This window comes from Vibrio sp. NFR, from assembly GCF_027587095.1.
Classification (GTDB): Bacteria; Pseudomonadota; Gammaproteobacteria; order Enterobacterales; family Vibrionaceae; genus Vibrio; species Vibrio harveyi.
Genome location: NZ_JAPPTN010000001.1, coordinates 380,844 through 393,539 on the forward strand (window position 1 = coordinate 380,844; position 12,696 = coordinate 393,539).

Here is a 12,696-nt window from a genome sequence, read left to right on the forward strand (position 1 = left end):
AACAACCATGACTACACAAAACGCGGCAACTGACCCATCTCAAATGCAAGCAGAGGAACTACTTTCGTTTCTAGAGGATGGGGGTACGTTAAAAATGCTGCACGACGTATCGGCAGATACTATCGAGCACATTTATGCGGTTGGATACAACTTTTTCCAATCAGGCAAGGTAGAGCAAGCCGCTAAGGTTTTCCAACTACTTAGCATGCTTGATCATTACCAAGCGCGCTTTTTCATTGGTTTGGGAGCCGCTCGTCAGGAACTGGGTGAGTACCTGCAGGCGATTGATGCCTACAGCTACGCTGCGCTTGTGGATATTAATGATCCACGCCCACCTTTCCACTCTGCAGAATGTCACCTTAAGCTTGAGCAATTGACAGAAGCAGAGAGTGGGTTTTACAGCGCGAAGGAGATGTCTGCCGGGAAATCAGAGTATGCAGACTTGCATCAACGAGCAGACATCATGTTAGAAGCGGTGAGAAACAAAAGGAGTAACTAGAATATGAATTCTATTGCACTTGACCGCACTCAGAGTCAGGTATACACACCTGATTCTGGCCAAACTACGTTAGACAAGGTAACGAAGACCGCATCTCATGCGTCACCTTCTGTAACCGTTGAAAACGTAAAAGGTAAAGATGCTGAAGCATTGAACACTGGTAAAGTTAAAGTTCAGCTTGATGCACCTAATGCCGCAGTAAGCGATAAGGTTAATGAACTTACGCTGAAAGCCATGGCTCAGCTACAAAAAATCGTAGACTCGATTGCCAAGGTTTTGCATGCGGTTGCCGACAATACGGGCTCGCTAGCAGTGAGAATCATCGCAGGTTCTGCGGATGATTTTGAAGTAGAGCTGGCTGCAATCACAGACAAACTGAAGAGCGCTCAAAACGAGCTTAAAATTCAGGAAGTGAAAGTAGCGAAAGCGAAGCACGAGCAAGAAATGGCAGAAAACCAAGAGAAGATCAAAGAGTCTGAAGCTGCGGCAAAAGAAGCTCAGAAGTCAGGCTTAGCCTCTAAGATCTTCGGTTGGATCAGTGCTGTTGTCTCTATTGTCGTTGGTGCCATCATGGTGGCTACTGGTGTTGGTGCGGCAGCAGGCGCATTAATGATTGCCGGCGGCGTGATGGGCGCGGTTAGCATGGTTCTACAAGAGCCAGCTGTACAAGACGCGATGAAAGAGGCTGGCATTAATGTCGATGCTCTCAACAAGGTCGTGATGGCTCTAGAGATTGCCGTAGCAGTTATCGGGGCAATCGTCACCTTTGGCGGCGCCGCTGCAGGTGGTATCGCGAAATTGGCGGCGAAGAGTGCAGGTAAGATTGCACAGAAAGTCACTGATATTGCGACCAAAGCAGCAGCGAACATGGCGAAGATCGCAGATATGGGCTCTAAAGCTGCGACTACGACTGCGAAAGCAATCCGTTTTGGTGCAGAAACCGTCGACCTTGCTGTCAATGTTGGTAAGGGGACCACTGATGCGGTTCATGCTTCTAATAACGCGAAAGTTACTAATATCCAATCGGATATCACTGACTTGCGAGCGAAGATGACCCTTAGCCAAGCGGTTATCGACAAGCTTAAAGAAGAGATCGCTAAGCTGATGGAAGACTTCCAAGAGCTGATGAGTGTCATCATGCAGATGATTCAGGCGAAAGGCGAAACGATGCAAGCGGTGATGAGCCGTCCAGCGACGGTTTAAGGAGCGTTTATGTTAGATAAAATTGGCAATACTGGACGTGCAGATCTTTACGGTTTGGGCGAGCTAGGTAAAACCACTAAGGCTGAAAAAGCGCCTGAGACAAAAACGGAAGCTGCGGCAATCCGTGGTAACAGCGAGGCAGCAGTATCAGGTCCTAAACATTACCAATTGGATGGTCCAAAAGCACCTGCAATCGGCGATCAAGCTCGAGTAGTTGAAAAGCTGATGAGCGCATTGGCGCCAACTGTGAATCTGCTAATGCAGACAACAGAAAAAGCCCTAAACGGTGAGCAGGTCATTAAATCTCCATCGGACGCAATTTCACAATCACTGTCTCTGCTTACGCTGCTTTATCAAGTGTCTAAGCTAAGCCGTGAGCAGCAAGTACTGCAACGTGAAATTGCTGTTGAAGCAAACGTAGCAAGCCTTAAGAGCCAAGCACAAGAGCTTAACAACTCAGCCAAAGCGATGATCGCAATGGCGGTTATCTCTGGTGTTATGGCGGGTGTTACCGCAATCATGGGCGCAGTTGGCTCAATGAAAGCAGGTAAGAAGATCAAACAAGAAGCCGCTGGTAACAAAGCATTTAAGGGACAACAAGCGAACTTAGATGCCAAAATGGCTGAGATCAAAAACACCAAAGGTTTTGAAGGCGCGAAAGCAAAACGTGGGGAAATGCACCGCGAAGCAAATATGATTCGTACCGATATGGATCATATCAAAGCGGATACCACGGCTTACGGACGTAAGTTTGATAAGCAAATGGGCAACAATCAAGCGACGAACTCAGTCATTCAAGCTCTGACTCAAATGGCAAACTCTGCGTCAAACGTAGAGCAAACCAAAGCTCAGGCTCGTAGTAAAGAAGACGAAGTTCTAGCGACACGCGCACAAGCATCTAAACAGAAAGCAGACGAAAACGTCGGCTTCCAAGAAGGGTTGCTAAAAGAGTTGCGTGAACTGTTCCGCTCAATTGCTGATAGCCAAAACCAAGCATGGCGTGCATCTATCCCAACGGTTTAAACCATAACGGATAAGATCGCATAAAGAGTTAAGGCGCTGTATATACAGCGCCTTTTTTGTATGGATCGCAATGGTATAAGCCAGATTATTCTTTTGGTTTTGAAACGCTTTGCTTCCGGTAGTAGCTGAACGCAATGATGCTCTCTACGGCTAAGATTGAAAACAGCTTCATGTTGTCCGATAGCGGTAGAAGTAGAATACAGACCAGTGCGGTAACGCTAGCGGTCAAACAAATTGATATCCGATGCTTTTGACGTTCCATGTCGAGTCCTACGGTATGGTTTTCAATGTCTTGTTACTTGGCGTTCTCATCAAGAAGGTTGAGTTTAGGCTACCTAATTTGTTGGATCATCGCTTCTTTCTATATGATTAAAGCTATTGAAAATTTGAGTGCCTTTATAGCACAGGTGCTTTGAAGGGCGAGCTGCCTTGGTTCGTATGTTTCGTTAACGATTTTTGATTTAGAACCACTAGATCTTCAAATTGTTGCCTCGCCTTCAAACCAAGTCATTCTTGCTGAACCTAGCACCTTGAGATTACTTGGGTATAAAGCAATTTAAGTAGGGAAATGAGCATGAACATGAGTGAGTTTTCGAAGCGTGTTGAACTGTCGCCTCATACACTCAGATATTATGAAAAAATTGGTTTATTGAAGAATATTCAAAGATCCCCCAGTGGACATAGGATGTATACCGCCAAAGACTTGTCTTGGATCGAGTTCGTCAAACGTTTGAAAGACACCGCGATGCCGCTTGAAGAGATCCTTAAGTACGCAGATTTACGTGAAGTAGGCGAGAGCACGATTGAAGAGCGTCAGGTATTGCTAGAGAAACATCAAGAAAAACTGACTGAATACATAGAGTTACAGAAGCAACACCTTGCAGCGCTAGAAGCAAAAATAGATTTGTATAAGCAAGGAAAAGTTCGTTGACTTAGAGTTAACTCTAACTTGTAGAGTGTTCCTAGATTCATACAAAAGGAGCATCAACATGTCATCGTCACGCTTTGATCAAGGATTAAAACTGCTTTCAGACATCGATGGTGAGGCAGGGCATAACGTTATTGATAGTCTGCAAGATATCTGTCCGGACTTAGCCAAGTTCACCATTGAATACCCGTTCGGAGATATTTACTCGCGACCTGCACTGGATATCAAATCGCGTGAAATCGCGACGGTTGCGGCATTAACAGCATTGGGGCACTGTCAGCCGCAGTTAAAAGTACACTTAAATGCAGCATTGAATGTTGGGTGTACAGCAGAAGAGATAAAAGAAGTCTTACTGCAAATGTCGGTTTATGCTGGGTTTCCTGCGGCATTAAACGGAATGTTTGTGTTCAAGGAGGTCCTCGCTGAACGGAGTGATCTGAATTAATAGGGAGCACGCAGGTCGTAGCATCAAACCGCACTCAAGGTCTTGAAAAGGTAATACAACAAAGCCAGAGCGTCGAATCTGGCTTTTTCTTAACTCATCTCATCTCTAATCTACTAAGAAGGCGAGGACAGCATGGGATGATCTTCTTATCTCTGCTTGGTCACCGCTATACCAATTCCTCGTTTATATAGCTTCAATCAATGGAATGTGCGCTGGTTAATGATTTTTATGTAAATAATGCCCCTGGACGTGATACAGCTAACAAAATCATTTTTGTTCGGTAACGTTCCCGAAAAGTTTGTATATTATCGCCCCATTGATACAAGTGGTAGAGACGCTCTGAGTCTGAGCGCTCTGAAATTCAGACTTTAGATGGGTATTTAAAGTCACCATAAGTTTGCAATTTTACTTGGGAACGTTTGCAAATAACCTAAGTATAAATTTACGTGAGACTATGGAAATGAAACTACACACTTTGACGATGGCAGTAGCGCTTGGGCTGGTTACAGCACCTGCATTCGCAACAACAGATGTTGACGCTCTTGAAAAGCGAATTAATGAATTAGAACAGAGACTTGAACAGACAGAAAAAGTATCCACAGAAGCAAATGAGAAAGCCTCAAGCTTTGAGTTTCATGGCTACGCTCGTTCCGGGCTGCTCATTAATGATGATCTGAATGGTGCAGTGGGTACTGGTCCTTACATGACGGCAGCTGGTGCTATTGGCGCGCCAATTGGACGATTAGGGGTTGAGGATGATCATTATGTGGAAGCAAACCTTATTCACAAACGCTTTGCAGATGATGGTTCCAGCGCATTGTTCCGAATTATGTTGGCAGATAGTACGGAAACCAATAACGAATGGACAGCGAGTGAGAGTCAATTAAACGTTCGTCAGGTATATGCTGAGCTAAACAAGTTGAGCATGTTCTCTGAATCAAGTGCGTTTGCTGACGCAACGTTTTGGGCAGGTAAACGATTTGACCGTGATAACTTTGACATTCACTTCTTTGACTCGGATATCGTTTTCCTATCTGGTACTGGTGCTGGCGTGTATGACGTCCAAATGAGCGATTCGTGGAAAGCAAACTTCTCGATCTATGGTCGTGATTTTGGTGAGATTGATAGCTCGTCAACTGATGTTGAAAACTATATCGCGACAATGAACAACCGCTTTGGTAATTGGCAATTGATGCTGAGCGGCATGACGTCAGCTGATAACAATGATCGCGTAGAAGGAGCTGCGGACAAAGGTTTACATGCGATGTTTGCTTACCATGGCGATAACTTCTTTGGCATGAGTGAAGGCTTCTCTAAAACTGGTATTTTGGTGGGTGATGGACTGGGTGCAGAACTTAAAGGCATTGGTTCAAACGGTGATTTGCTAGAAGACGCAAAAGCCGTACGCTTGTTCAGTTATGGTGTAACACGCATCGGCGACAACTGGCGTGTAGCACCTGCGTTACTAGCAGAACACAGCCAAGATCGCTTTGCTAAAAATGATGAATTTACTTGGGCATCGTTCAACATCCGCTTAGCGCAAGAGTTTACACAAAACTTTGAGATGGTTTATGAAGGCTCATACCAATACATGGACCTAGACAATGCGATTGATAAAGCAAGTGGCAGTTTTTACAAAGCGACAATTGCACCAACGCTTAAGATGTCTACCGCAGCAGGTTTCTTTGACCGTCCGGAGCTACGTTTTGCTGTTAGCTACGTTGATTGGAGCGAAGACTTGAATGGCTACTCGATTAGCCAGGATGCGGGTGCTGCAACGATGGGTGATGGCGGTGAAGTTCTGTTTGCACTGCAAATGGAAACTTGGTTCTAAAGGGATCTAACCGACAAAGAGTAATAAGAAAAGCACCAACTGATTTCAGTTGGCGCTTTTTCATTAACAGGACTGACGCTCAATTGTTTTGAAGGTTAGTACCATCTTACTCATTTCAAAACTTCTGTTGGCAATTCTATCTAGTAATAGTTTCGCACCATTTTCCCCTGCTTTATCAAATGCATAGTTAAATGTTGATAAGGTTGGGGTGCACACTGATGCGAGCTCATCATCACCAACTCCTAGCACTAAAACGTCTTTACCCGGTGTTAACCCGAGCTCTTGAATCGCTCTCATCGCACCGATAGCAATACGGTCTGTTGCACAGAACAAGCCATCTAGCTTAGGGTTCTTTGTTAAGTGTTGTTTTGCCAATGAATAGCCAGAATCGATTGTAAAGTCACCACGAGCATGGAAGGCGAGCTCAAAACCACGGTGTTGTAGCGCTTGAACAAATCCTTCAGAGCGTTGCTTATCTACCGCGATATCGTCACCTTGCACACCAATAAAACCCATGGTTTGGCAACCTTTTGCAACCAGTCTATTTCCCGCTTCAAACCCTACTCGTGCGTCATCATGAATGATGCTTGGAATATTAAACATGGAACCATCTTGACCGACGAGCACAACTGGGACGGCTGAGTTTTGAATTGCTTTTACCAGCTTGGAATCGAGGTGGGTGGCATAAAGAATGATCCCTTCAACCCGTTTTTGGTTAAAGATCTGAATGTATTCCAGTTCTTTTTCGTGGGCTTGGTGAGTGCTAGCAAGTAAGACATGTTTCCCAGCTTTTTCAAGGACATCGGTTAATCCATCGACACCTTGGGATGTGGCATGAGAGGAAACCCGAGGAACAATGACACCAACCAGATTGGTCTTTTGAGATTTTAGATCTTTAGCGACTTGGTTTGGCACATAGCCACACTCCGCTACTGCTTGGCGGACCTTCTGTTTTGTCGCTTCTTTTACGCCATACTCATCGTTTATAACCCGTGACACTGTTGATTTTGATACGCCAGCCAGACGGGCGACATCATGCAGACTCGCCATTGTTCCTATCCATTCTGTTTTTCGTTTTTGGGATTGTTTGCAAAGAGAAGATGAAAATCTCTTTGATAAGTAGCGATTCTAACCTCCTATACTGCTCTTAGGGAGAGAATTTGACGATCATTCTCACATTCTCTCTGCTTTATCTTTGATCATTTGGTTTTATTGAGCAAAAATCTGTTTTGCAAACGTTCCCGAAAATTTCGCAAGCTCAGATAATAATCCAATGGGGTATGAAATGAATTATCCGGCAGTAGCAAAAGAGTTGTTAACTCTATTAGGTGGTAAAAGCAACATCACCGCACTTGCGCATTGTGCGACACGCTTACGCCTTGCCGTTGCAGATGAGCAAAAAATAGATGAACAAGCGATTGATAGCCTTGAAGGGGTAAAAGGGCAGTTCAAAGTTGCGGGTCAGTACCAAATCATTTTTGGATCAGGCATCGTAAACCAAGTTTATGCAGAAATGGCGAAGTTGACGGGGATGAGTGAAATGTCCACCAACGACGTTGCGTCTGCTGGCGCAGATAAACAAAACATCGTTCAGCGTGCGGTGAAAGGGCTGTCTGATATTTTCGTCCCAATCATTCCCGCAATCGTCGCTGGCGGTTTGTTGATGGGTATCTATAACCTTTTGACTGCTCAAGGCTTGTTTATTGATGGCAAATCTTTGATTGATGCCAACCCAGGACTGACAGACTTGGCGAACATGATCAACACGTTTGCGAACGCTCCGTTTGTTTACCTGCCTATTCTGCTGGCATTTTCAGCCAGTAAGAAGTTTGGCGGTAACCCTTATTTAGGGGCGGCGTTAGGTATGTTGATGGTCCACCCAGAATTACTTAACGGGTGGGGCTTCGGGGGGGCTGCGGTATCTGGCAACATTCCGGTTTGGAATATTCTTGGCTTTGAAATTCAAAAAGTGGGCTACCAAGGTTCGGTGTTACCGGTTTTGGTATCGGCATTCATTCTTGCGAAGGTTGAGTTGGGTCTGCGCAAGGTTATTCCTTCTGTTTTAGATAACCTTTTAACGCCGCTACTTGCGATTTTCATCACGGGTTTATTGACGTTTACTGTCGTTGGTCCATTCACGCGTGATATCGGTTTCCTATTGGGTGATGGTCTGAACTGGCTATACAACACAGCTGGCTTTGTTGGTGGTGCGGTATTTGGTCTTATCTATGCTCCGTTTGTTATTACCGGTATGCATCACAGCTTCATTGCGATTGAAACGCAACTTCTTGCGGATATTGCGACGACGGGCGGCACCTTTATCTTTCCTATTGCGGCAATGTCTAACGTTTCTCAAGGTGCTGCAGCGTTGGCGGTGGGCGTAATGAGTAAAGATAAGAAGATGAAAGGTATTGCGATTCCATCGGGTGTCACGGGTTTGCTGGGTATTACAGAACCAGCCATGTTTGGTGTTAACTTAAAACTACGTTACCCATTTATTGCGGCAGTTTGCGCTGCGGCGTTATCAAGTGCGTTCATCACAATGTTTAATGTGAAAGCTCAGGCATTAGGGGCAGCTGGTCTTCCAGGCATCATTTCCATCACGCCGGATAAGATTGGTTACTACATCGCGGGTATGGTGATCGCGTTCTTGACCGCATTTGTTCTCACCATTGTTCTTGGTATGCGTGACCGCGCTAAAGTCGGTAAAAAAGCAGCGGCTTAATCTGAACTCCTTAAGGGTGGAGTCCCCCAAAATCCACTTCTTTTCCTAAATGTTTGGGGTGCTAGCCAAGCACTAATGGCTTGGCTAGCCTTTTTCAATTTTTACTTGGTAGTGAAGGTGTTCAACACGTTGGACTATCAGGGTTTTAATTTTAAGGTAAGCAAGATGAATCAAGTGTGGGTAACTGGTGATGCTGTTGTCGATCTAATACCGGAATCTGAGACTTCTTTACTCAAATGTCCCGGTGGTGCACCAGCGAATGTCGCCGTAGCAATTGCTCGTCTATCTGGTAAGAGTGCGTTTTTTGGACGTGTGGGTGATGACCCATTTGGTCGCTTTATGAAATCAACTCTGGATCACGAGGGCGTGTGCACGGAGTTTCTCGTTAAAGATCCTGAGCAAAGAACATCAACAGTGGTGGTGGATTTAGACGATCAAGGTGAGCGCAGCTTTACGTTTATGGTAAAACCGAGCGCTGATCAGTTTATGTCTGTTGAAGACATCCCAAACTTTAAGCAAGGTGACTGGTTACATGTTTGCTCGATTTCACTGGCAAATGAGCCAAGTCGAAGCAGCACATTTGAGGCGATTAAAAGAGCAAAAGCCGCTGGTGGTTTCATTAGCTTTGACCCTAACTTGCGTGATGAAGTGTGGCAAGATCAATCAGAAATCCAAGCTGTCGTGATGAAGGCTGTAGCGATGGCTGATGTGGTCAAGTTCTCTGAAGAGGAGCTCTTGTTCTTAACTGACTCAACATCGATGGCACAAGGTTTACAACAAATAGCCGCTTTGAATATTGCTTTGGTCTTGGTGACACAAGGTGCGAAAGGCGTTTGGCGCGTCTTTGAAAGTCAGAGTGAGCTGATCACAGGTCAAGTCGTTAGTCCGATTGATACCACAGGTGCGGGTGATGCTTTTGTCGGAGGGCTACTGGCATGTCTGTCTCAACATGACGATTGGAAAAATCATCCTGTTGTTAGCTCTGCGACTCAATGGGCAAATGGCTGTGGTGCATTAGCGACGACGCAAAAAGGCGCAATGACCGCGCTTCCAACCCAGACAGAATTGCTGCAATTTATTGGGCAATGATCTTCAGATCCAATTTCAGTTGAGAAAAATTATGAGCTTAGACAACCGTTGGACTGTAGAGCAAAGATATCGCCGACTTGAACAAATCCCTCAGTGTGATATCGAAGAAATGACACTTTTACGTCAGCAAGATAAAGGCTTTCCTAGTTTTCATATCGCCCCTAGATTTGGGCTGTTAAATGACCCAAATGGGTTGTGCTATTTCAATGGTGAGCACCACATCTTTTACCAGTGGACGCCTGTGGGACCAGTTCATGGAATGAAGTATTGGTATCACCTTTCTACTAAAGACTTCATCCATTTTACTGATCATGGCGTGGGTCTTCATCCTGACCAAGACTACGATTCACATGGTGTCTATTCGGGCGGCGCTTTGGTGGAAAACAACAAGGCTTTGCTGTTTTTTACTGGCAACAAGCGTGACCAAAACTGGAATCGAATCCCAACACAGTGTTTTGCCACCATGGATTCAGACGGCAACATTGAAAAGCACGGTGTGGTCATTGAGAACGAACATTACACGGAGCACTTTCGTGATCCAAAAGTTTGGAAGAAAGGCGACGACTATTTGATGGTGGTGGGTGCTCAAACCAAAACTGAACATGGTTCAATGGCGCTCTATCAAAGCAAAGATTTGAAAACGTGGCAGCATAAAGGTTCTATCAAGACCAAGTTTTCTGACCTTGGGTACATGTGGGAGTGTCCTGATTTCTTTGAGATTAATGGTCAATCGGTGATGCTGTTTTCTCCACAGGGCGTGAGCAGTAGTAATCCTTATGATTTTAAAAACATCTATTCTGTCGCGTATATCGTGGGTGATCAGTTGAACCTAGAGTCGATGACTTTAGAAAACCACCAAGATATTTTGCAGCCAGATTATGGGTTTGATTTCTACGCCCCACAAACCTATTTAGATGAGAATGGGCGTCGCATTCTTATTGCATGGATAGGGTTGCCAGAAATCGACACGCCATCGGTCACACACCAGTGGGCAGGAATGCTGTCTCTTCCTAGAGAACTAACGTTGAAAGATGGTTTTCTTGTTCAAACTCCGCTCCCTGAGCTGAAAAGTTTAAGAAAAGAAGAGGTGGTCTTTGCACAATCCCATACACTGGAAAGTACCAGTTGTTTGATCCAATTAGACCTTGTGGGCGATGGCTTTGAACTTGAGCTGAGCAACCTCAAAGGTGACAACATCGTCTTTAGTGCGACAGAGCACGAGTTTGTGCTGGACCGTCATCACATGTCACACTTGTACGCAGAAGAATTTGGTGGCATTCGAAAAGCACCAAGATTGGACGCTAAGCAGACGATTGAGATGTATATCGACCATTCTGTCATCGAGATTTTCATTAATGGTGGCAAACACACGATGACCAGTCGTTTCTTTATTGACGACCTCAATACGGTAACGTTGAGAGGGTTGGATCAAGCAAGGCTTTTCCCTTTGAAAGGTATTACAGGCTTGTTTGAATCGTCTATGTAGTTCGGCGCATCAAACGGCGTTGTCCTAGGGTAAGAGATGACGCTGTTTTCAATCAGCTTTGTTTTTCGATATATACGATAGTTTGCAAATAGGCTCGATAAGGTGAGCAATTACCATTACCATATTGGCAAATTCATTAGCTCGTGATTATTTATGTCTTTACCTCCTTGCCCAAATTGTAACTCGGAATACGTTTATCCAGATCAAGACCACTTAGTTTGCCCTGAATGCGCACACGAGTGGAACCCGACTCAGGCAGCAGAAGAAGACGCCGTAAACGTGAAAGATGCCAACGGCACTTTGCTGCAGGAAGGTGATAAGGTCACGTTAGCCAAAGATCTAAAAGTAAAAGGCAGCTCATTGGTGCTGAAGATCGGCACCAAAGCTGTGATTCGTCGTATTAAAGACGGCAAAGATCATCAACTAGATTGTAAAGTCGATGGTGCTGGCGAGATGATGGTGACGGCGCAGTTTGTGAAGAAGGCGTAATACCTGCACTTAGATATCGCCTTCAGAAGCAATAAAAACAGCTCATTAGGAGCTGTTTTTTTGTTTTTAAGCAACGCTTGATTATTGAGGGCAAAACGTTTGATTGAGCTCTTTTGCTACCTCGATACTTGCTAGCCCAAATCCACCCAATAAGGCGCCACTCGGTACGACAAGGATATTTTTGTTGATGCCGGCTGGCGTTAATTTTAGAACCGGCAACTTGTCCAGAATCTTATCCGCACTCTGATACATATCCCACGCTCTTTGACTCACTAAAATGTAGTCGGGTTGCATCTCTAACATCGCTTCCATACTGGTTGAGCGATAGCCTTTAAAGTGTGCTTGTGCAGGATTAATCGCCCCTGCGAGAGTAATGATGGTGTCGATTGCCGTATCAGCGCCACCGACGCGTGTTGCTCCAGAGCGGTCAAGCATAAAGAAAATAGCTTTTGGCTTGGTTTGGCATTGTTTGTGTTCTAGTTTCTCAATTTCTGATGTCACGCTTTGTTTTAGCTGCTTGGCTTCAGTAGGATGCCCCATGACTGCTGCCAGAGTGTCTATTCTAGACAACAGCTGAGGGACATGTTGCCCTGAAGGGATTGTTACCACTTCGACACCACTTTTCGCAATTTGTTTGATGGCAGTTTGTGGTCCCATTTCATCAGTGCCGATCAAGTGGGTAGGGCGCAGTGCCATTACTCCTTCAGCAGAGAGACGAACATGTAAGCCTAACTGTGCGATGTCTTCATTGCCTTCAATCAAATGTCTACTGGTAAAATCTGCACCGACTAGCTTGTCTTGCGCGCCTAATGCATAAATGATTTCTGTTACCCCAAAGCCTGCGCTGATCATGCGATCTTCAGCATGCAAGGGCATCGTGACCAAAGAAGCGAGTGCCAAACATAAGAGTTTTTTCATGTATTTCACCTTACATACCATGAACAAATACGGGTATGTTTGATAAATCAAAGCCCC

At 45.1% G+C, this 12,696-nt stretch carries 13 protein-coding genes; 10 read left to right on the plus strand and 3 right to left on the minus strand.

Annotation, left to right across the window (positions count from 1 at the left end; all coding sequences use genetic code 11):
- The first annotated feature begins 7 nt into the window (after positions 1–7).
- From vcrH to vopD, 3 genes are read left to right on the plus strand one after another with little or no spacing between them, the layout of a single operon-like run.
- Positions 8–499 carry a SycD/LcrH family type III secretion system chaperone VcrH gene (gene vcrH / locus OH463_RS01740; RefSeq protein ID WP_005450229.1) on the plus strand — a complete coding sequence of 164 codons (492 nt, stop codon included), beginning with the start codon at positions 8–10 and terminating at the stop codon, positions 497–499.
- Between the two features lie 3 nt (positions 500–502).
- On the plus strand, positions 503–1,702 hold the full coding sequence (gene vopB, locus OH463_RS01745; protein ID WP_009698249.1) for a type III secretion system translocon subunit VopB: 1,200 nt from the start codon (positions 503–505) through the stop codon (positions 1,700–1,702).
- 9 nt (positions 1,703–1,711) lie between these two features.
- Positions 1,712–2,725 (plus strand): type III secretion system translocon subunit VopD, encoded by a 1,014-nt coding sequence (gene vopD, locus OH463_RS01750; RefSeq protein ID WP_005450225.1) that lies wholly within the window; start codon positions 1,712–1,714, stop codon positions 2,723–2,725.
- Positions 2,726–2,810: 85 nt separating this feature from the next.
- Here the strand turns inward: vopD and OH463_RS01755 are convergent, their stop codons facing one another.
- Positions 2,811–2,987: a hypothetical protein gene (locus OH463_RS01755; protein ID WP_172458612.1), complete on the minus strand. Its 177-nt coding sequence runs from the start codon at positions 2,985–2,987 to the stop codon at positions 2,811–2,813.
- A gap of 312 nt (positions 2,988–3,299) precedes the next feature.
- Between OH463_RS01755 and OH463_RS01760 the strand changes: the two genes are divergently transcribed.
- The 3 genes from OH463_RS01760 to OH463_RS01770 all read left to right on the plus strand — a co-directional run bounded on the left by OH463_RS01760 (position 3,300) and on the right by OH463_RS01770 (position 5,932).
- A complete protein-coding gene (locus OH463_RS01760) occupies positions 3,300–3,656 on the plus strand; it encodes a MerR family transcriptional regulator (RefSeq protein ID WP_045488077.1) in 357 nt (118 codons plus the stop codon).
- 58 nt (positions 3,657–3,714) lie between these two features.
- A complete protein-coding gene (locus OH463_RS01765) occupies positions 3,715–4,098 on the plus strand; it encodes a carboxymuconolactone decarboxylase family protein (protein ID WP_050923965.1) in 384 nt (127 codons plus the stop codon).
- A gap of 460 nt (positions 4,099–4,558) precedes the next feature.
- A complete protein-coding gene (locus OH463_RS01770) occupies positions 4,559–5,932 on the plus strand; it encodes a carbohydrate porin (RefSeq protein ID WP_047513472.1) in 1,374 nt (457 codons plus the stop codon).
- A 63-nt stretch (positions 5,933–5,995) separates the two neighbouring features.
- Here OH463_RS01770 and OH463_RS01775 read toward each other — a convergent pair whose 3' ends face one another.
- Positions 5,996–6,982 (minus strand): LacI family DNA-binding transcriptional regulator, encoded by a 987-nt coding sequence (locus OH463_RS01775; RefSeq protein ID WP_050936305.1) that lies wholly within the window; start codon positions 6,980–6,982, stop codon positions 5,996–5,998.
- 235 nt (positions 6,983–7,217) lie between these two features.
- Here OH463_RS01775 and OH463_RS01780 point away from each other — a divergent pair, with 235 nt between their 5' ends.
- The 4 genes from OH463_RS01780 (at position 7,218) to OH463_RS01795 (ending at position 11,721) form a co-directional block, all read left to right on the plus strand.
- The gene (locus tag OH463_RS01780) at positions 7,218–8,657 is read left to right on the plus strand and encodes a sucrose-specific PTS transporter subunit IIBC (protein ID WP_269990361.1); all 1,440 of its coding nucleotides are present in this window, start codon (positions 7,218–7,220) and stop codon (positions 8,655–8,657) included.
- Positions 8,658–8,822: 165 nt separating this feature from the next.
- A complete protein-coding gene (locus OH463_RS01785; protein ID WP_005450217.1) occupies positions 8,823–9,746 on the plus strand; it encodes an aminoimidazole riboside kinase in 924 nt (307 codons plus the stop codon).
- 31 nt (positions 9,747–9,777) lie between these two features.
- Positions 9,778–11,232, plus strand: coding sequence for a sucrose-6-phosphate hydrolase (locus OH463_RS01790; RefSeq protein ID WP_005450216.1), 1,455 nt, complete (start codon positions 9,778–9,780; stop codon positions 11,230–11,232).
- A gap of 153 nt (positions 11,233–11,385) precedes the next feature.
- A complete protein-coding gene (locus OH463_RS01795; RefSeq protein WP_005450215.1) occupies positions 11,386–11,721 on the plus strand; it encodes a zinc ribbon domain-containing protein YjdM in 336 nt (111 codons plus the stop codon).
- An 81-nt stretch (positions 11,722–11,802) separates the two neighbouring features.
- Here the strand turns inward: OH463_RS01795 and OH463_RS01800 are convergent, their stop codons facing one another.
- Complete coding sequence (locus OH463_RS01800; protein WP_049535749.1) at positions 11,803–12,639, minus strand: heme/hemin ABC transporter substrate-binding protein; 837 nt, start codon at positions 12,637–12,639, stop codon at positions 11,803–11,805.
- Positions 12,640–12,696 lie beyond the last annotated feature (57 nt).

Coding starts and splice junctions, on each gene's coding strand:
- vcrH (WP_005450229.1), top strand. CDS start 8: ATGACTACACAAAACGCGGCAACTGACCCATCTCAAATGCAAGCAGAG.
- vopB (WP_009698249.1), top strand. CDS start 503: ATGAATTCTATTGCACTTGACCGCACTCAGAGTCAGGTATACACACCT.
- vopD (WP_005450225.1), top strand. CDS start 1,712: ATGTTAGATAAAATTGGCAATACTGGACGTGCAGATCTTTACGGTTTG.
- OH463_RS01755 (WP_172458612.1), bottom strand. CDS start 2,987: ATGGAACGTCAAAAGCATCGGATATCAATTTGTTTGACCGCTAGCGTT.
- OH463_RS01760 (WP_045488077.1), top strand. CDS start 3,300: ATGAACATGAGTGAGTTTTCGAAGCGTGTTGAACTGTCGCCTCATACA.
- OH463_RS01765 (WP_050923965.1), top strand. CDS start 3,715: ATGTCATCGTCACGCTTTGATCAAGGATTAAAACTGCTTTCAGACATC.
- OH463_RS01770 (WP_047513472.1), top strand. CDS start 4,559: ATGAAACTACACACTTTGACGATGGCAGTAGCGCTTGGGCTGGTTACA.
- OH463_RS01775 (WP_050936305.1), bottom strand. CDS start 6,982: ATGGCGAGTCTGCATGATGTCGCCCGTCTGGCTGGCGTATCAAAATCA.
- OH463_RS01780 (WP_269990361.1), top strand. CDS start 7,218: ATGAATTATCCGGCAGTAGCAAAAGAGTTGTTAACTCTATTAGGTGGT.
- OH463_RS01785 (WP_005450217.1), top strand. CDS start 8,823: ATGAATCAAGTGTGGGTAACTGGTGATGCTGTTGTCGATCTAATACCG.
- OH463_RS01790 (WP_005450216.1), top strand. CDS start 9,778: ATGAGCTTAGACAACCGTTGGACTGTAGAGCAAAGATATCGCCGACTT.
- OH463_RS01795 (WP_005450215.1), top strand. CDS start 11,386: ATGTCTTTACCTCCTTGCCCAAATTGTAACTCGGAATACGTTTATCCA.
- OH463_RS01800 (WP_049535749.1), bottom strand. CDS start 12,639: ATGAAAAAACTCTTATGTTTGGCACTCGCTTCTTTGGTCACGATGCCC.